We start from the raw sequence: 19583 nt of genomic DNA, 5'->3' as shown, positions 1-19583 counted from the left end.
AACGCCAATATTAAAGAAAATTGTTCAAACCTGAATTTTTTTTTTGCTTTTTTTACAAACAATATTGTTACAATTTGAAATGATATGAAGGGCAAATAGAAGCTAAGTCCCCTTAAAATAAAGCAATTACTAAAGGAATTTAAGGCAAAAAAAGAGGTCGTACAATTGATAAAAATCCGAGCTTTGTAGCAAAAAAATCACAAAAAAAAGAGCCTGCAGTATAAACACGACTGCAGGCTCTATTCTGATTAATTATTGTTAAATATTATTGATATCCGGGATTCTGAGGGGCAAGGTTAGGATTGTTTTGCAACTCAGGTCTTGGAATAGGGAAAAGCAGGTGTTTGCTCTGCAAAGGTTGGTTGGAACTTAGGTTCACGTGCCCCACAAAATTATCAAAACCGTTGGTAGTTTCGTTGTATACCTTTCTAAGTCGCACCATATCAAACCAGGTAATCTGCTCATAGCACAGCTCATGCCAGCGCTCTCTCCATACGGCCTCACGGAATGTTGATTGGTTGTAAGTGCCTAATGCTGGAGTTACCAGTTTTGCGCGATCGCGAATGCGCTTAAAAGCATCATAAGCATCCTGTGTTGGAGCACCTAACTCATTTTGAGCTTCGGCGTAGACAAGCAGAATTTCCGCGTAGCGAATCAACGGCACATTCAAATTGTTATTGCGTGTCCCTGCTACGCCCGAAGAACCATTGGCGATTGTATTAAAGTGTTTGAATATATAAGGTGCTCCCAATTGAAATAAAGCTCCGTTACCATTAGTAAAGTAGCTGGTATAAAAATACCCTTCCCTGTCTTTGGCACGTTCATCTCCTGCTTCGTAGGAATTATAAAACTGACGGGTAGGAACGGTACTTCCGGTACCCGATGCACCATTAAATGTAACTGGTTTGAAGTTTGGATACATATTGTCCATTGGGTTACCCGCAACTACTGAATTGTATTGGATCATGAAAATGTGTTCTTTTTCATTTTTTAATGTTTCTCTGTGTACCTCGGCATAAGTTGCAAAAAGATCAATAGCTGCCGGATTCGCTTTTGCATAAGTGATCACCTCATTGGCTTTATCCGCTGCCAATTTATAATGACTCGCTCCTTTACTCAATGGGAAGCCAGCCATTGTCAGGTAAACCAACGCCAGTTCCGACTTAACCGCTGCCAGTGACACCCTGCCGTTTTTATTCATCCAGGATAATCCCGCTTCTTCAGCAGCAATCAAATCTTCTACGATTAACGCATATACACTCTCAGTTGTGCCCCGCTTAGGGAAAAAATCCTCAGACTCCAGTGTTTGTGGTTTGGTGATTAATGGTACATCTCCCCACAACCTTACTGCATAGAAATATGCCCATGCACGAAGGAATCTTGCTTCGCCTAAAATGCGTTTCTTTTGTGCATCATCCATAGGCGTAATACCCGGAACTTTTGCAAGGACCAGATTTGCCTGAGCAATGACCCGGTAGATACCATTCCAGTAATTGATTACATGTCCCGTATTCGGGTCGTAAATCAGTCCGTATAAGTTATTCAGGTCGGAGTTTTGCGCGGTCTCTGTGGTAGAAGTTCCCGTCACTGCTTCCAGCAATTGCCAGTTTGAAGAGAAGATTCCGGCCCCATCGCCAATAAATCGTGTCCCTGCATATACTGAGGCTATTGCGGCTTCAGCATGTTCCGGTATGGTATAGAAATTATCAGGTGCCAGATTTGAAGGATCGCGCTCTTCGAGAAACTTTGTACAACCTGATCCAAGCAGTAATAGTCCAAAAAGGGCCGCACTGCTAATATGTTTTATTATGTTAATTTTCATCAGTATATCTTTTTTAAGTGTTAATCGCATCATTAAAATGAATTAATAAAAACATTACAAACCTATATTTAAACCCAACATGAAGATTGTTGGTCTTGGGTAGCTGTGCCAGTTCATTCCCTGCGAGAATACGTTATTGCCGTCATTTGCATACCCACCTGTTGGTGTCGTTTCAGGGTCTCCCTGAAGCTCTTTACTGGTGATCAAAAAGAGGTTTTGTGCAGATACATAGACTCTTAATCTGTTCAACCTCATTTTCTGCACAAGTGAATTGGCGAAGTTATATCCAAGCAACACATTCCGGCCACGGATGAACGAACCGTCTTTGATCCAGTGGGTATCCACATTAGTTACATAGCCGGCACGAGTATCGCGGATTTCGGCAATCTGCGTATTCTGGTTTTGAGGAGTCCACGCGTTCAATACCGTAGCATAACTGTTGGCCAGAGAAACCCTGTCTTCGCTCGAGTGAGTAGTCATGTCCATTACGTCTGCCCCAACTGAATATTGAAGTTCAACAGTTAGGTCAACACTCTTATAGCGGAAAGTATTGGACAATGCACCCCAGGCGTCCGGACTACCATTACCAATAATTGATCTATCGGCATCATTTATAGCATAATCTCCATTCACATCAAGATATTTAATATCACCTGGTAGAATTGTATTTCCATTTCGATAACTCACAAATTTCGCTGCTTCTGCCCGCTCTGCTTCAGACCAAACACCCAAACGGGTAAGTCCCCAGAATGAACCGGCAGCCTCTCCGACACGGATAATATTAGTTGGATTGGTAAAGTTAGGGCCACCTATACCAAAGATATCGGCAGGTGTTGCCAGAGAAAGTATTTTGTTTTTATTAAAGGATATATTAAAAGACGTTTTCCATGAAAAGTCTTCTGAATCAAAGTTTGTGGTGTTCAATGCAGCCTCCAACCCCTTATTCTCCATAGATCCGATATTTTTTCGGATATTTACAAAACCGCTTGTACGCGGAACCGGCGCATCCAGCAACATGTCAGTGGTTTTCCTATAATAAAGATCTAACTCCAGTGATATTTTGCCGCCAAACATTCCCAGTTCAACACCAACATCACTTTGTGTGGTCTTTTCCCAGCGAAGATCCGGATTAGCAAGTCTGTTTAGACCTGTTCCAACTACTCTTACATCATTAATAACTGCTGGATAATTGGTGCCCAGCAATGGAAGTGATGAGTATGGTGGTATTTCCGAGTTACCTGTAACGCCGATGCTACTGCGAAGTTTTAAATTAGAAATCACGCGGTTGTCTTTTAAGAAGTTCTCCTCAGAAACTCTCCATGCAATTGCAGCAGAAGGAAAGAACGAATATTTGTTACTTTCGCCAAACTTCGAGGAGCCGTCCGCACGGCCGGTAACAGTGAACAAATATCTATCCTTAAAACTATAATTTAGTCTACCAAAATAAGAGTTAAGTTGCTGCAGCGATCTATTGGATCCGACCTGCGGATTCAGACTGCCTGCCCCCAAATTGTTAAATTCAAAATAATCAGTTGCAAAGCCTCTTACCTCAGAGCTGATGTTGTTGAAAGTGCTTTTCTGCCAGGATATCCCCAACAAACCAGTGATGGAGTGATTCTCGTTAAAGCGCTTGTTGTAGGTCAGGAAATTTTCTATAGACCAAAAGGCTTCTTTCCTGGTACGTCCGGCAGCATAACCCTGATCGGAGATATTCAGCGTACGTCCGCTATATTCATTATTTTCCTGTGAAATCACATTTGCACCTATTATGGTCTTCATTTCTAACCCTTCGGCAAACTTGATGTTTGAATACAGACTTCCAAGAGTGGTTTGGGTTCCAAGTAAAAACTTGGTATCATACAATCTGTGCACTACATTGAAACGGCCCTCGGCATTTGGATAGTCTCTGTTATCAGCATAAAAACCGTTACTGTATTTTACAGGTAAAAACGGAAAATCTTCTACAATACTACGCGCTACCTGATCACTTTGATCTACCAGATTTTCGTTCTGATTGGTATAGCTTAGTGTACCCCCTACCTTTAACCACGGTTTTACCTGATCATCAATACTGAACCTGCCAGAATATCTTTTGAGGAATGAGGTCTTGATGAGTCCCTGATCATTTCTGTGTCCGATTGAAAAGGCATAAGTAGTGCGCTCATTACCTCCACTAAAACCAAGCTCATGATTTTGAGATAGCTTGTTCTGGGTAGCCTCTTTAAGCCAGTCGGTATCAAAATAAGGATTGCCGCTGCTGTCAAACAACCTCGGATCTTTTCTGGCCAGTGCCGGGTTTCTGGTAACATATTTACCTGCTGCCCATCCTGCCGGATCATATTTCTCCATATTTTTATACGCCAGATCTTCCACAGCCAGAAATTCTTTCGCATTTAATACTTTCGGAAAATTAGGACCAACTGACGGCACACTCACATCTACATTATAATCGATCCTGCTTTCACCGGTCTTTCCGCGCTTGGTTGTAACCAAAATAACACCATTGGCTCCCCTGGAACCATAAATAGCGGTAGAGGATGCATCTTTCAACACTTCTACTGAAACGATGTCATTAGGATTGATGTAGTCAATCGCCTGGCTGGCCTGCGCTTGATTCCCCATTGGCAACTGAACCCCATCTACTACATACAATGGATTATTAGATGAGTTGATGGAACTAAAACCGCGGATCCTTACATTAGCCCTTCCCCCAGGTCGTCCGGAGTTTGTATTGACCTGAACCCCCGAGATTCTTCCTGTTAAGGCCTGATTTAGAGAAGATGCCGGACGTTCCTGTAATTGTTCGGCTTTCACCGTTCCTACTGCGCCCGTTAAATCAGATTTTTTGGAGGTACCATAACCAATCACCACTACATCTTCCAGTTCCACACCTTCGGCTGGGACCATTTTAATGGAAAGTGGTGATGCCCCAGACCCCGCGGCCCGTGTTTGAGTAGCATACCCGATATACGAGAATGAGAGCTGCTCATTTGCATTATCTACCTCAATACTGAATTTACCACTGGCATTGGTAACGGTAGACTTGTTTGTTTTGAGAGATTTGATCCCTACACCAGGTATAGGTTGAGATTTTTCATCAACCACAGTGCCTGTAATTACAATTTTCTGTGCCTGAAAGAAGGCGACACTGCCCATACCGGAGCTGATCTTGGTATAATCAGCGGGGTGCGCATAGGATTGTAACCCTGTTAAACAGAGCATTGGAATCCCTGCGAGGATAATTTGTTTGATTTTCATTAGCTTAATTTTAGTTTATATTTAGTTAGAGTAAGCGTACTAAAAACCCCCCATTCCAATATAAAATCATAAGCGCGCAATTACGCACATGACCTTAAAAGGAATGCTTAAGAAAAGTTTGAAAAGGGTATAATTAAGATGCTTTTATAGCAACGGGATCATACATGGTGGGATGTAAAAAAAATCTAATTTCTCTTACAATCAAAAGGAGAAATTCCTGGTGTAGATGTACTACTGGTTGGTTGGTTCTGTTTCTCATAATATATGGGAGCTATATTTTATAAAAACGTTTTATCTATACCAATAATAAGGAAAATAATTCACAAAAGAATATTTTTTAAAAAATAAATCACACTTAAAAAACTGAAACAGAGGGACTTCCTAATTACCCTTTAGATACGAAATTATGAGCTTTGCAGTACGTTCTGATGCACCCGCAGTTCCCATTTTTGAAGACAATTCTTCGTAATCGCTCAGCATTTTTTGCCTGCCTTCTCCACTTAAGATGATGCCAAGCTCATCAGAAATATTTTGTGTATTACAATCTTCCTGAATTAATTCTGTAACCACCTTTCTATCCATAATTAAGTTCACTAAAGAAATGAACCTTATTTTGACAAGCATTCTGGCAATAGCAACAGAGATTGCCCCTCCGCGATAAACCACAACTTGGGGTATATGAAACAAAGCCGTTTCAAGCGTTGCAGTACCAGATGCTACAATTGCGGCCGTGGCAACATTCAATAGGTCATAGGTTCGTTCAAAAACCAGTATTACATTTTCAGACAAGATGAATTGTTTGTAATAGTCCTCATCAAAATTAGGAGCGGCTGCAACAACAAATTGATAATCGGGAAAACGACCTGTTACACTTAGCATATCCGGCAACAAGCGTTCAATTTCTTGTTTTCTGCTGCCAGGAAGCAGTGCAATAGTTTTATCATTTAACCCATAAGTTTTTTTGAAAGAAGGATCAGGAGTAAATTGAGCAATTGCATCCAGTAAAGGATTGCCTATATAATCAACCTCCATGCCCCATCCCTTATAAAAATCTACTTCAAAAGGTAAAATACAAAACAGCTTATCAACTATTCTTTTGATTTTCAATACACGTTTTTGGTTCCACGCCCAAACCTTTGGAGAGATATAGTAGCAAACCCGAATTCCATTCTCTTTTGCAAACTCTGCGATTTTTAAATTGAAGCCAGGAAAATCAATAAGGATCAGTGTATCCGGATGATATTCCAGTACATCAGCCTTACATGCCTTCATGTTTTTGAGGATGGTACGTATATTTAATAAAACCTCAGTGAAACCCATAAATGCCATTTCAGCATAATGCTTTTGAAGAACACCACCCTCAGCTTTCATTTTATCGCCACCATAAAATCTGAATTCCGCATTTGGATCCTGAACTTTTAATGCCTTCATTAAGTTGGCTCCATGTAAATCTCCGGATGCTTCTCCGGCTACTAAATAGTATCTCATGATTGGGTAACTTTATAATAAAAGAAGGCAAAAGCCCATAGAAAAGTTGCACTGATAATACCCCTACCTACATTTTCCTTGTCCTGCTTAAAAAAATAGTGCATTAATACGGCGTTAACCGCAATACAGCCAATCAGCAAAAGATCTGCTTTAGCTAAAAAAGCAAACCTATGCATCAGGTACCATACCCCCGCAACCAGTACACCCGGCACCAACCCACCAATACCCAAACCTATTAATACAGAATTCTTTACATTTCTAAACATCAAATGTCCAGGTATTTAAAACAGGAATTGCATGATGAGCTGTTAAATCAAACTGAACAGGAACAACTGAAACAAAACCATTCTCAAGCGCCCAAACATCCGTATCTTCACCTTTATCATTATTTTGAAAGACACCTGTTAACCAGTAATAAGGACGCTCATATGGGTCTTTTCTTTCATCAAATTCTTCTGCCCATTTCGCATTCGCTTGTCGGCAAATCTTAATGCCTTTTAAACCATCGCCTTTTGGAAAATTAACATTAAGCAATGTTGCAGGCGGCAAACCATGCTCAAGTACCTGTAAAGAAATGGCCTTAATGAACTTCTTACAATGACTAAAATCCGCTTCCTGTGAAAAGTCATCAAGTGAGAAACCAATTGAAGGAATACCTTCTATTGCCCCTTCAACCGCGGCCGACATGGTCCCTGAATAGATCACGTTGATGGAATTATTTAACCCATGATTTACACCAGAAACGCACAGATCAGGCTTTTTACCTTTAAATATTTTATTTACAGCAAGCTTAACACAATCAACCGGTGTACCGGAACATTTGTACATTTCCACACCCGGATACAAATCTACCCGATCAAAACGCAACGGTTTACCAATAGTAATTGCGTGGCCCATCCCCGACTGAGGCCCATCTGGTGCTACTACAACTACATTTCCGATTTCCTGAACAACTTCAATCAAATTCTTAATTCCCGGAGCGGTTATACCGTCGTCGTTTACCACTAAAATATTAGGTCTGGATTGCTGCTTTTTCATTTAAGATATATCTGTTTTATTAGGATCATAAAAGCCTGTTGATATGTCAGAATCACCTATTCAAGCAAAACTGGTATACCTACAGCCCTTGTTGCTGTAAAAGTACAAGAATTCGATCTAAAGTTCAGGACTTAATATACAATCCACATATATTTGATGTATAACTTAAAAGCTGTGAGGCCATATGGGATTTACATTTATTTTAATTTAGAACCCAAAACAACCTCACAATACATAAAAAAATAAAATATATGAAGAACAAACTATTAGCGCTATCCTTTTTCCTTTTAATAGGATCTGGGGTTATCGCTCAATCCGGCTATCAATGGAAAACAGCCACCACTGATGGATACACTTACAAATACGTAACAAACGACCCAACCAAGTCGCGGTTTTACACACTAAAAAACGGACTAACAGTTATCTTATCACAAAATTTAAAAGAGCCTACCATTGAGTTCAGAATGGCTGTTAGAGCGGGAAGTAATACCGATCCGCGTACAGCAACTGGTTTAGCACATTATCTGGAGCATTTGCTATTTAAAGGTACCGACAAATTCGGAACAATGGACTATGCAAAGGAGAAACCTTTGTTAGACAAAATAGATGGGTTATACGAGCAGTACAACAAAACCACTGATCCTGCTAAACGGAAAGAGATTTACGCGCAGATAGATAAAACATCTGGTCTGGCATCTAACTATTCTATCGCCAATGAATACGATAAAATGATTAAAGCAATTGGTGGCCAGTCTAGCAACGCTCATACATGGTATGAAGAAACTGTTTACAATGAAGATTTTCCGGCTAATGCCACTGATAAGTTTTTAGCCCTGCAGGCCGAAAGATTCCGCAACCCTGTTTTCCGCATCTTCCACACTGAACTGGAGGCTGTTTATGAAGAGAAAAACCGTGGACTTGATAATGATGCCTGGAAAATGGAGGAGAAAATGTCGGCACTCTTATTCCCTACCCACAACTATGGTCAGCAGACAACAATTGGTACAATAGAGCACCTTAAAAATCCATCTCTTGTCGAAATCAGAAAATATTACAACAAATACTACGTACCAGACAATATGGCTATAGTATTGGCCGGTGATTTTAACCCTGATGAAATGATTAAAAAAGTTGACAAGTCATTTGCCTTTATGCAATCAAAGCCTGTTACACTTTACAATCCGGCTCCTGAAAAACCGCTAACTAAAATTCAAAAGGTCGACATATATGGCCCCAGCGCAGAAAGTGTAGAAATATCTTATAGAGGATATGCTGAGAACACCAAACAGAGTATGTTATTAGATTTAATATCAAGCATTTTAGCTAACGGAAAAGCAGGTTTGTTCGACATCAACTTAAACAAACAGCAAAAAGTTTTACGCTCAAGCGCTGGCTATCAGCAGATGAAGGATTATGGCGTTTTCAATATGTCGGCCCAACCTAAACAAGGCCAAACATTAGAAGAAGTTCAGAAGCTCTTACTTGATCAGATTGAGATCTTAAAAAAAGGAGATTTTGATGAAAGTCTTATCAAAGCAACTGTAGCCAATAGTAAACTAGGATTACTGCAAGCCTTCGACAATAACGCATACCGTGTCGATGCTGCCACTAATGAGTTTATTTTAAACCGTGGAACTAAATGGGATAAATCTTTAAGCAATCCTGATGAGATGGCTAAGATTACCAAAAGCCAGGTTACTGCATTTGCAAAACAGTTTTTCATTAACAACTATGTTATTGCATTTAAACACAAAGGTGAAGACAAAAACATTGCTAAGGTCGAAAAACCTGCCATCACTCCTGTAAATACAAATGCTGCTGAAACATCTGTTTTCACCAAAGATCTGCTTGAAGCCCCCACAAATCCTATAGCACCTAAGTTTCTCGATTATAAAAAAGACTTAAACTATGGCAAAGTGGGCATTGCCGACGTGATCACAGTTCAAAATAAAGAAAACAGCATTTTCCGCTTATCTTACCGTTTTGAAATGGGTGCATTAAATAATATGCTGCAACCATATGCTTCGCAATACTTGACTTTTTTAGCGACTGACAAATACTCTGCCGAACAGATAAGTAAAGAATTTTACAATATTGCCTGCACCTACAGCATCAATGTGGGCAACGAGGTTACGACAATAAATATTAGTGGATTGCAAGAAAACTTTGAGAAAGCAGTAACGCTGGTTGAGCATATTTTGGCCAACTGCAAACCTAATGAACAGGCATTGGTAGAACTTAAAAGCCGTATCCTTAAAGCGAGAGAGAACAATAAACTTAATAAGAGTGCCATACTGGGTGGCTTAATGAACTATGCTCAATATGGCGCTAGTAATCCATTTAATTCTACCTCAAGCAACGAGGAAGTAAAAAATATTACTTCAGACCAGTTGATCAGCATCTTACATAATATCGACAACTTTAAACATACCATTACCTATTATGGACCACAAACCCTGGAAGCATTTACAGAAAGCATAGGTAAACTCCATAAATTACCTGCAGCGTTTAGCCCTGAGCCTCAGGCCAAAAAATTCACATATACCAACAATGCGACCAATCAGGTCTATTTTGCAGATTACGACATGGTACAGTCAGAAATTCGTTGGATAAGAAATGGAAGTGCTTTTAACCCAGATCTTACGGCTAAAGTAAACTTATTTAATAGCTATTTTGGTGGCGGTATGGGATCTATAGTTTTCCAAACTATACGTGAATCTAAAGCTTTGGCTTATTCAACGTTTGCCGTTTATTCATCGCCCGACAGAAAAGACAAAAATTACGCTATGATAGCTTATGTAGGTAGTCAGGCTGATAAAATGAACGACGCTGTAGCCGGGATGAATGAATTGCTGAATGTTTTACCGCAAGCAGATAAGTCTTTCGACGCCTCAAAATACAATGCATTGAATGCATTGGAAACCAGTCGCGTTACCAAGGATGATATTATACAGAGTTACTTTGCAGATCAGAAACTTGGGATTGACCATGATTCGAGAATCGACGAATACAATGGTTTAAAGCCTTTGACATTTGCTGACATCAAAGCATTCCACACCAGCAATGTTGCCCATAAACCTTACAATTATTGCATTGTTGCTTCAGAGAAAAAAGTGAAATTGGAAGACATGCAGAAGTTCGGAACCGTAACCAAACTGACACTGGAACAGATATTTGGGTACTAAACCCTAAAAAGTCCTCATAAATAAAAACGCCTGATCAAATGATCAGGCGTTTTTATTTATGTTTTTTATAATGATTTTATCCAGGTTACCAGTTCATCTCTGGTTTTACCTGTTTTTTGTTGCAATTTGCCCAACAACTCATCATCTTTCCCCTCTTCATGCTTCAAATCATCCTCGGTTAAATCAGCATATGCTTGTTTCACTTTACCCTTAATTTCATTCCATTTTCCTTTTAATTCTAACTTATCCATGATAGTTCCTTATTTTGTTTAACAATAAATAGATACTACATGAACAAGTTCAAGGAAAAATTGTTTGTTACTTTTTTGCTTTTTCTATAATTTCATCAACCACCGCAGGATCCAGAAGTGTAGTAATGTCTCCTAAATTGGTAGTATCACCCTCTGCAATTTTTCTTAAAATACGGCGCATGATTTTACCAGATCTTGTTTTAGGTAATCCTGAAACGAAGAGTATTTTATCTGGCTTAGCAATAGCCCCGATAACACGGGTAACCGTTTGAAGAATATCCTTGCGGGTAAGGTCTTCATCACCATGTGCATTAGGAAAAATTACAAAAGCATAAATACCTTGGCCTTTTACCTCATGAGGGAAACCTACTACCGCACTTTCTACCACACCTGCGTGCATATTTATTGCGTTTTCAACTTCGGCAGTACCAATTCTATGGCCCGATACATTAATTACATCATCTACCCTACCGGTAATTCTATAATAACCATCTTCGTCTCTTAAACAGCCATCGCCTGTAAAATACATGTTCTCATAAGTAGAGAAATAAGTCAGTTTACAACGTTCATGGTCTCCGTAAGTTGTACGCAGCATACCAGGCCAAGGGAATTTAATACACAAATTACCGCTCACACCGTTACCTTCAATCTCGTTGCCTTGCTCATCCACCAGCACGGGCTGTATACCCGGTAAAGGAAGTGTTGCAAAACTAGGTTTAGTTGGCGTTACAAAGGCGATTGGCGAAATCATGATACCACCGGTTTCAGTTTGCCACCAGGTATCAACAATAGGGCAATTACTCTTGCCTATATTTTCGTCAAACCAATGCCAGGCCTCTTCATTTATAGGCTCTCCTACCGACCCTAAAACCCTTAAGGAGCTTAAGTCAACCCCTTCAACAGGCTGTAACCCAAAACTCATTAGCGAGCGGATTGCTGTGGGGGCGGTATATAAAATATTTACTTTATGTTTTTCAACCACCTGCCACATTCTTGATGCATCTGGATAAGTTGGAATACCCTCAAATATTACTGTGGTTGCGCCTTGCGAAAGAGGCCCGTAAACAATATAAGAGTGTCCTGTTATCCAGCCTATATCTGCCGTACAAAAGAACACTTCATCAGGCTGATAGTTAAATACATTAGCAAACGTGTATCCGGCATAAACCATGTATCCACCAACGGTATGCACTACACCTTTTGGTTTACCTGTAGAGCCGGATGTATATAATATAAACAGTAAATCTTCGGCATCCATTTCTTCGGCCGGACAATTGGTATCAACTAATTTTATCTCATCTTCCCACCAGATATCGCGTCCTTTTAACATAGAAACAGGAGTTCTGGTATGGGTTAAAACAATCACTTTTGCAACAGTTGGGCAACCGATCAGTGCGTCGTCAATTACTTCTTTTAATTGAATTTGCTTACTACCTCTAAATGCACCATCAGCGGTAATTACGACCCTGCATTGGGCATCATTAATACGATCGGCTATAGATTTAGCAGAAAAACCACCAAATACAACAGAATGCACAGCGCCAATACGTGCACATGCAAGTACCGCCACCGCCAGTTCCGGAACCATTGGCATATAAATACAAACCCTATCGCCTTTTTGCACACCGTTCTTTTTCAGAACATTGGCAAACCGGCAAACCTGTTCGTGTAGTATTTTATAGCTTAAAGTAATGCTGTCTTTTTGTGGATCATTTGGCTCCCAGATAATGGCAGGTTTATCGCCATTTTCAGCCAGATGCCGATCAAGACAATTTTCCGTAATGTTCAGTTTGGCACCTTCGAACCACTTGATATTAGGTTCCGAGAAATTCCAGGAAAGTACTTTATCCCACTTTTTTTTCCAAAGAAAATTGTCGGCAATACCTGCCCAGAATTGCTCAGGTTGATCTACGCTTAACTGATAAGTTTTTTGATATTCTTCAAATGAATTAATTTGCATATTTGGTTTATTTCAACAACTAAAACCCAAACTTAGATAAAATTGCGCTTTATAAAAACAATTTTATTGATCAATATTATAGCGGGAAAAAAGCCTGTTCTGAAAGAGATTTGCCGTTGAGCTTGTTGCACGCTTGTTCGAGGTATCTTCGGAACAGATTCGAAAAAATGCACTTTTTGTCGAACATACGACAAAGGTGGTTCGTACCATGTACGTTAGAGGTATTGGCGATGTTATTACTTTATATATGTAGTTGTGATGAATAAATAATAATTGAAATTATTTTTGACTCTTACTTGATGATTACAAATATTTTACTGATATTTGCACACTCTTAAAAAAATTAAGCGAAGAACAATTAACAATATATTTAAAGGCATGTCTAGAGTTTGTGATTTAACCGGAAAAATGGCAATGACAGGTTTTAATGTTTCTCACTCAAACGTTAAAACCAAGCGTAAGTTTTATCCCAACTTACAACTTCAGAAATTTTATATTCCTGATGAGGATCGTTGGATAACACTGAAAGTATCTACTTCAGCTATCAAAACCATCAATAAAATTGGTATTACAGAAGCGATTAACCGCTTCATGAAAAAAGGATATTTGTAGAAACATTGGTTGATGTGAAATCAACCTTAATATTAATAAAATGGCAAAAAAAGGTAACAGAGTACAAGTTATTCTAGAGTGTACAGAACATAGAGCAAGCGGCATGCCTGGTGCTTCTAGATATATCACTACTAAAAACCGTAAAAACACTACTGAGAGATTAGAGTTGAAAAAATTCAATCCAGTGTTGAGAAAAGTAACTGTACACAAAGAAATTAAGTAATACATTTAGTATTTAACTAAATACAATCTATTTAGATCATGGCAAAAAAGGTAGTTGCAACCCTGAAAACGGGTAAAGGAAAGGAATATTCGAAAGTTATTACAATGACTAAGTCGCCAAAATCCGGTGCTTATTCTTTCAAAGAAGTTATTGTTCACAACGATCACGTTCAAGATGCTATTTCTGCATCTAAAAAATAATTTTAATATTTTATAATATTAAAGCCGTCCCTTTATTCTGGGAGGGCTTTTTTTGTTTTTCTATACATTCTTATGGGTTTATTTGATTTTTTTAAGAAAAAAGAGACCGCGCCTGAAGCGCAGGAAGCTCTCGACAAGGGATTAGAGAAAACTAAAGAGGGTTTTTTAAGTAAAATCACTAAAGCTGTAGCAGGTAAATCTACAGTGGATGATGATGTACTGGATAACCTCGAAGAAGTTCTGGTAACCTCTGATGTTGGTGTATCCACCACATTAAAGATTATCGATCGCATACAGAAACGTGTAGCAAAGGACAAATACTTATCTACCTCTGAATTAAACAATCTGCTGCGCGATGAAATCCAACTGTTACTTGCAGAAAATAACAGCAACGATTTCAGAAGTTTTGAATACGGTAACCACAAGCCATACGTTATAATGGTAGTTGGTGTAAATGGTGTGGGCAAAACCACAACAATAGGAAAACTGGCACATAAACTTAAAGCAGAAAATCTTAAAGTTGTTTTAGGCGCTGCCGATACTTTTAGAGCCGCAGCAGTTGAGCAGATTAAACTTTGGGGTGAGCGTGTTGGTGTACGTGTGGTAGCACAAGCAATGGGATCTGATCCCGCTTCTGTAGCTTTCGACACACTGCAGTCGGCCGTTGCCAGTGGCGAAGATGTTGTAATTATTGATACAGCCGGACGTTTGCACAACAAGGTTGGTTTAATGAACGAGCTTGGTAAAATTAAAAATGTGATGCAAAAGGTAGTTCCTGGTGCACCGCACGAAATACTATTGGTACTTGACGGATCTACAGGACAAAATGCTTTTGAACAGTGCAAGCAGTTCACTGAAGCAACTGATGTAAATGCCTTAGCTATTACTAAACTTGACGGTACTGCTAAAGGTGGCGTTGTTATCGGAATCTCAGATCAGTTTAAAATACCCGTAAAATACATAGGCGTTGGCGAAAGCATGAACGACCTGCAATTATTTGATAAAAAGGCATTTGTTGATAGCTTGTTTAAATAGTGACAAGCATAAAATAAATAAAAAAATATACTGACTTACAAAACATGAATACAAAAACTTCCACAAAAATAATCCCTGTTAAAAAACCAAAGATCAACGTAATCACACTGGGCTGCTCCAAAAACACTTACGATTCTGAAGTTTTAATGGGGCAATTGCGCGGAAACAGTTTAGATGTTGTTCATGAATCTAATCAGATTGGCAAAAATGATATTGTAGTAATCAATACCTGTGGATTTATAGATAACGCAAAACAGGAATCTATAGACACCATATTACAATACAGCCAGTTAAAAGATGAAGGAAAAGTTGGCAAAGTAATCGTAACCGGGTGCTTATCTGAACGTTACAAACCTGAATTAGAAGCTGAAATTACTAATGTTGATGCTTACTTTGGCACCAATGATTTAAATAACTTACTGCACTCTTTAGGTGCGAATTACAAGCATGAGCTAATCGGCGAACGCCTGTTAACTACTCCTTCTCATTACGCTTATTTTAAGATTGCAGAAGGCTGTAACAGACCTTGTTCTTTCTGTGCCATTCCGCTGATGCGTGGTAAACACGTATCCCGTGATATGGAAGAATTGGTAAACGAAGCTAAAATATTAGCCGCCAACGGAACCAAAGAACTTATTCTAATTGCACAGGACCTTACTTATTATGGTCTTGACATTTATGGAAAACGTAACCTTGATGAATTACTACGCAGATTATCTGATGTAAAAGGCATTGAATGGATCAGATTGCAATACGCCTACCCTTCTGGCTTCCCTATGGAAATTCTTGATGCAATGAATGAGCGTGAAAATATTTGTAAGTATTTAGACATGCCGCTGCAGCACATTACAGACAACATGTTGAAATCTATGCGCCGTGGTATTACCAAGCAAAAGACCATCGACATTGTGAATCAGATTAGAGATAAAGTACCGAACATCGCTATGCGTACTACTTTAATTTGCGGATACCCAGGAGAAACTGAGCAGGATTTTGAAGAAATGCTTAGCTGGGTAGAGGAAACCCGTTTCGACAGGTTAGGATGCTTCACTTATTCTCATGAAGAAAAAACCCATGCACATAATTTAGTTGACGATGTTCCTGAAGAAGTAAAACAAGCACGTGTGGATGCGATTATGGAATTACAACAAGGTATTTCTTTTGATATAAACCAGGATAAAGTAGGAAAAACCTATAAAGTTTTGGTTGACAGAAAAGAAGGTGATTTCTTTATTGGCCGTACTGAATTTGACTCTCCGGAGGTTGACAACGAAGTTTTAATTGACGCTGCAACCGGCTATGCCGCCAATGGAACCTTTGTAAATGTTAAGATTGATCGTGCTGAAGATTTCGATCTATATGGACAGATTGTAAAATAAAGGCTTCATATTTAGATTTATACTTTATTAGCTTAAATTCGTGGCAATGCAAGCTAAATACATCTCTTATCAGGAAACTAATGCGTTCTCTTCCACTGTACTAGACTACATCGGAAAAAATGAGAAGCTGAGCTCTTTTTACAAGTATGAACCGGATTTTACTGGTTTTACCAAGGCTATTGCTGAACGGCATTTTAGTGCCGACAGAGCTATCCTGGTTAGCACTTTACAAAAGCAATATTCATCAATTCATGTCTCGCCATTAGTAAAAGCCAACATTGAGCTGTTAGCCGACAAGAAAACTTTTACGATTACCACAGGCCATCAGTTAAATATATTTACCGGGCCTCTATATTTTATCTACAAAATAGTAACGGCAATAAACCTTGCCGCTGATTTGAAACAACAATTTCCTGAGTATAATTTTGTTCCCGTTTATTGGATGGCCACAGAAGATCATGATTTTGAAGAGATCAATCATGTTAAGGTTGAGGACAAAATGATTACCTGGAATAAAGAGGCTGCCGGTGCAACAGGAAGACTGGATACCGCTGATATTGCAGAAGCGCTTGCTGCTTATAAAGGATACCTTGGGATAAGCGAAAATGGCATTAAGTTTTCTAAAATGGTTGATCATGCTTATGCTAAAAACAAAAAGTTAAGTGATGCTACCCGCGAACTGGTAGATGCTCTTTTTGGTAAATATGGTTTGGTTTGCGTAGATGCCGATGACCACAATCTTAAAAGTCAGTTTGCCGAAATTATATATAAAGACATTACCGAAGAAAACAGCTTTAAGCATATCAGCAAAACAAATGCTGAGTTGGAAACCCTTGGTTACAAGCCCCAGGTTAACCCCAGAGAGATCAATTTCTTTTACATGATTGATGGCTTAAGGGAACGTATTATTGAAGAAAAAGGCCATTACAAAGTGATGAACGCTGCTATTGATTTTACTAAAGAAGAGCTGCAAAAAGAAATCAATGCGTACCCTGAAAGATTTAGTCCTAATGTGGTTATGCGACCGGTTTACCAGGAAGTTATTTTACCCAATATAGCCTATATTGGTGGCGGTGCCGAAGTTACTTACTGGTTGCAATTAAAAGCAAATTTTGATTATTATAAGATAGATTTCCCTGTATTGATCCTACGTAATTCGGCTATGCTTATTGATAAAAGAAGCGAAGCCAGAATGGAAGTGTTGGGGATTAGTCACAGGAATTTATTTAATGAATCGGAAGCGTTAAAGAATGAGTGGGTTAAATCTCACGTTAATCTTCAGTTCTCTCTTGATAATGAAGAACGATCCATAAGAGCTGTGTTTGATCAAATAAAGCTTAATGCTTATAAAATAGACAAAAGCCTTTCTCAATCTGCAGATGCTGCAAAAACAAAGGCATTAAAACTAATCTCTACGCTGGAGAAAAAGATGCTAAGAGCCGAAAAGCGAAAGCATGTTACTTCATTCGCTCAAATAGATAATCTTAAAGAAAAACTATTCCCTTCGGGTGTGCTACAGGAAAGGGTACTTAATATTGCACCAATGATTGTGCTTTACGGTGATGATTTTATTGAGTCATTGATCGCCCATTTCAAACCTTTAGACCATCAGTTTACAGTTCTTTTTGCTTAAAAAATCCGATGACCTTTTATACGTTTACAGAAACCAAATTACGCCAGTTTACGGAGAATGTATTTCTAAAAATGGGATGCCCATTAACGGATGCTCAGTTGGCGGCAGATGTATTATTAAAATCTGATTTAAGAGGTATTGATTCGCATGGTGTAGCACGTTTAAGCGGCTATGTTCGCTTATGGGAAAAGCAGCGGATAAATGCCAATCCGGTAATAAAAATTGTTCATGAAACGGCTACAACCGCCACCGTTGACGGCGACGGCGGTTTAGGCCTGGTAGTTGCTCCTTTTGCTATGAAAGTAGCAATTGAAAAAGCACGTATTTATGGCAGCGGATGGGTTGCCGTTAAAAATTCAAACCATTTTGGAATTGCTGGCTATCATTCGTTAATGGCTGTTGAACAGGAAATGATTGGGATTAGCATGACTAATGCAAGCCCTCTTGTTGCACCTACTTATGCCAATGAACGTTTGCTGGGCACCAACCCTATGTGCTATGCTTTCCCTGCAGGCAAATACCCTCCTGTTATAGTTGATATGGCAACTGCCGCAGCGGCAAATGGAAAACTGGAGATTGCTCAAAGAGCAAATCAGCCAATTCCTGAAGGATGGGTACAGGACGCTTCGGGTAATACTTCTACAAATCCGCATCAATTAAAAGAAGGTGGTTCTTTACTGCCTCTTGGTAGCGACAAAGATCATGGAAGCCATAAAGGTTATGGTTTAAGTGCTACTGTGGATATTTTATCGGCAGTATTGTCTGGTGCAAATTATGGCCCTTGGGTACCGCCATTTGTTGCTTTTTTAGAGCCCCCTACAGACCCTGTTGGAGAAGGTATAGGACATTTTCTTGGTGCGATGAGCATTGATGGATTTAGGCCGGCACAGGATTTTAAAGATCATCTCGACAATTGGATTGAACGCTTTAAAAGCGCTAAAACTGTTGATCCGGATAAAAAGGTAATTATTCCGGGTGAACCGGAATTTGCTTATGAGCAAGAGCGTAGAATTAACGGCATTCCGTTAATTGACGTGGTTGTCCATGACTTGAACCAACTCGCTAAAAAATTGGAAATAGAGGGGCTATAAAGCCCCTTTAAAAGAAAATGCTAATGCCGGTAGATCTTTCCGGATATTTTTTGGCAACCATACCTTTACGGTAGTCCCCTTATTTTCCCATTTAAGTTTCTGACCGGTTTGAACGAGTTCAACTGATGAACCTTTGGCGGGTATGTTTCCGTTCCAAACTACATATTCCGGAGTTTTATCTTTAAGGCAGGTTAATGCATATTTGATTTTCCCGTCTTTACTCTGCGTAAACCAGGTATCACCATCGTGATATTCCTTAGTGATTCTTGTATTATAAATAGCCTTTCCATTTACATTTAGCCATTTACCTATATCTTCAAGTCTGGTTATGGCATCCTGAGGAATGGTTCCGTCTGCTTTTGGACCGACTCCCAGTAGCTAAGATCGGAAGAGCGTCGTGTAGGGAAA

At 39.3% G+C, this 19583-nt stretch carries 16 protein-coding genes; 8 read left to right on the top strand and 8 right to left on the bottom strand.

Annotated elements, in window-relative coordinates; translation table 11 throughout:
* Positions 1-265: 265 nt before the first annotated feature.
* From N824_RS03515 to surE, 5 genes are all read right to left on the bottom strand, one after another.
* Positions 266-1822, bottom strand: coding sequence for a RagB/SusD family nutrient uptake outer membrane protein (locus N824_RS03515; RefSeq protein ID WP_048904077.1), 1557 nt, complete (start codon positions 1820-1822; stop codon positions 266-268).
* 54 nt (positions 1823-1876) lie between these two features.
* Entirely contained in the window at positions 1877-5080 is a 3204-nt protein-coding gene (locus N824_RS03510) for a TonB-dependent receptor (RefSeq protein WP_084498172.1), read from the bottom strand.
* 381 nt (positions 5081-5461) lie between these two features.
* Positions 5462-6568: a lipid-A-disaccharide synthase gene (gene lpxB / locus N824_RS03505; protein ID WP_048903773.1), complete on the bottom strand. Its 1107-nt coding sequence runs from the start codon at positions 6566-6568 to the stop codon at positions 5462-5464.
* The gene (locus tag N824_RS03500; protein WP_048903772.1) at positions 6565-6834 is read right to left on the bottom strand and encodes a hypothetical protein; all 270 of its coding nucleotides are present in this window, start codon (positions 6832-6834) and stop codon (positions 6565-6567) included. The genes lpxB and N824_RS03500 overlap by 4 nt, the downstream gene beginning before the upstream one ends.
* Entirely contained in the window at positions 6827-7606 is a 780-nt protein-coding gene (surE, locus tag N824_RS03495) for a 5'/3'-nucleotidase SurE (protein WP_048903771.1), read from the bottom strand. The genes N824_RS03500 and surE overlap by 8 nt, the downstream gene beginning before the upstream one ends.
* Before the next feature lie 251 nt (positions 7607-7857).
* On the opposite strand from surE, the gene N824_RS03490 reads away from it, so the two are divergent.
* Positions 7858-10791 carry a pitrilysin family protein gene (locus N824_RS03490; RefSeq protein ID WP_048903770.1) on the top strand — a complete coding sequence of 978 codons (2934 nt, stop codon included), beginning with the start codon at positions 7858-7860 and terminating at the stop codon, positions 10789-10791.
* Positions 10792-10856: 65 nt separating this feature from the next.
* On the opposite strand, the gene N824_RS03485 is transcribed toward N824_RS03490, so the two are convergent.
* Positions 10857-11042, bottom strand: coding sequence for a CsbD family protein (locus N824_RS03485; RefSeq protein WP_048903769.1), 186 nt, complete (start codon positions 11040-11042; stop codon positions 10857-10859).
* Positions 11043-11109: 67 nt separating this feature from the next.
* Positions 11110-13002 carry an acetate--CoA ligase gene (gene acs, locus N824_RS03480; protein ID WP_048903768.1) on the bottom strand — a complete coding sequence of 631 codons (1893 nt, stop codon included), beginning with the start codon at positions 13000-13002 and terminating at the stop codon, positions 11110-11112.
* A 378-nt stretch (positions 13003-13380) separates the two neighbouring features.
* Between acs and rpmB the strand changes: the two genes are divergently transcribed.
* The 7 genes from rpmB to N824_RS03450 all read left to right on the top strand — a co-directional run bounded on the left by rpmB (position 13381) and on the right by N824_RS03450 (position 19175).
* Positions 13381-13614 (top strand): 50S ribosomal protein L28, encoded by a 234-nt coding sequence (gene rpmB / locus N824_RS03475; protein WP_039866682.1) that lies wholly within the window; start codon positions 13381-13383, stop codon positions 13612-13614.
* Between the two features lie 40 nt (positions 13615-13654).
* Positions 13655-13837, top strand: coding sequence for a 50S ribosomal protein L33 (gene rpmG, locus N824_RS03470; protein ID WP_048903767.1), 183 nt, complete (start codon positions 13655-13657; stop codon positions 13835-13837).
* Between the two features lie 38 nt (positions 13838-13875).
* Entirely contained in the window at positions 13876-14037 is a 162-nt protein-coding gene (locus N824_RS28855; protein WP_069378912.1) for a DUF4295 domain-containing protein, read from the top strand.
* A gap of 72 nt (positions 14038-14109) precedes the next feature.
* Positions 14110-15072 (top strand): signal recognition particle-docking protein FtsY, encoded by a 963-nt coding sequence (gene ftsY / locus N824_RS03465; RefSeq protein WP_048903766.1) that lies wholly within the window; start codon positions 14110-14112, stop codon positions 15070-15072.
* 44 nt (positions 15073-15116) lie between these two features.
* Positions 15117-16451, top strand: coding sequence for a 30S ribosomal protein S12 methylthiotransferase RimO (gene rimO / locus N824_RS03460; RefSeq protein ID WP_048903765.1), 1335 nt, complete (start codon positions 15117-15119; stop codon positions 16449-16451).
* 46 nt (positions 16452-16497) lie between these two features.
* Entirely contained in the window at positions 16498-18084 is a 1587-nt protein-coding gene (gene bshC, locus N824_RS03455; RefSeq protein ID WP_048903764.1) for a bacillithiol biosynthesis cysteine-adding enzyme BshC, read from the top strand.
* Between the two features lie 8 nt (positions 18085-18092).
* Positions 18093-19175, top strand: coding sequence for an Ldh family oxidoreductase (locus N824_RS03450; RefSeq protein ID WP_048903763.1), 1083 nt, complete (start codon positions 18093-18095; stop codon positions 19173-19175).
* On the opposite strand, the gene N824_RS38190 is transcribed toward N824_RS03450, so the two are convergent.
* On the bottom strand, positions 19170-19550 hold the full coding sequence (locus N824_RS38190) for an alpha-L-fucosidase (RefSeq protein WP_373419279.1): 381 nt from the start codon (positions 19548-19550) through the stop codon (positions 19170-19172). The two genes, N824_RS03450 and N824_RS38190, sit on opposite strands and share 6 nt — an antisense overlap.
* Positions 19551-19583 lie beyond the last annotated feature (33 nt).

Source organism: Pedobacter sp. V48, from assembly GCF_000523515.1.
GTDB lineage: Bacteria > Bacteroidota > Bacteroidia > Sphingobacteriales > Sphingobacteriaceae > Pedobacter.
Note: the sequence above shows the minus strand (reverse complement) of the source record. Positions and strands in the feature narration are given on the sequence as shown.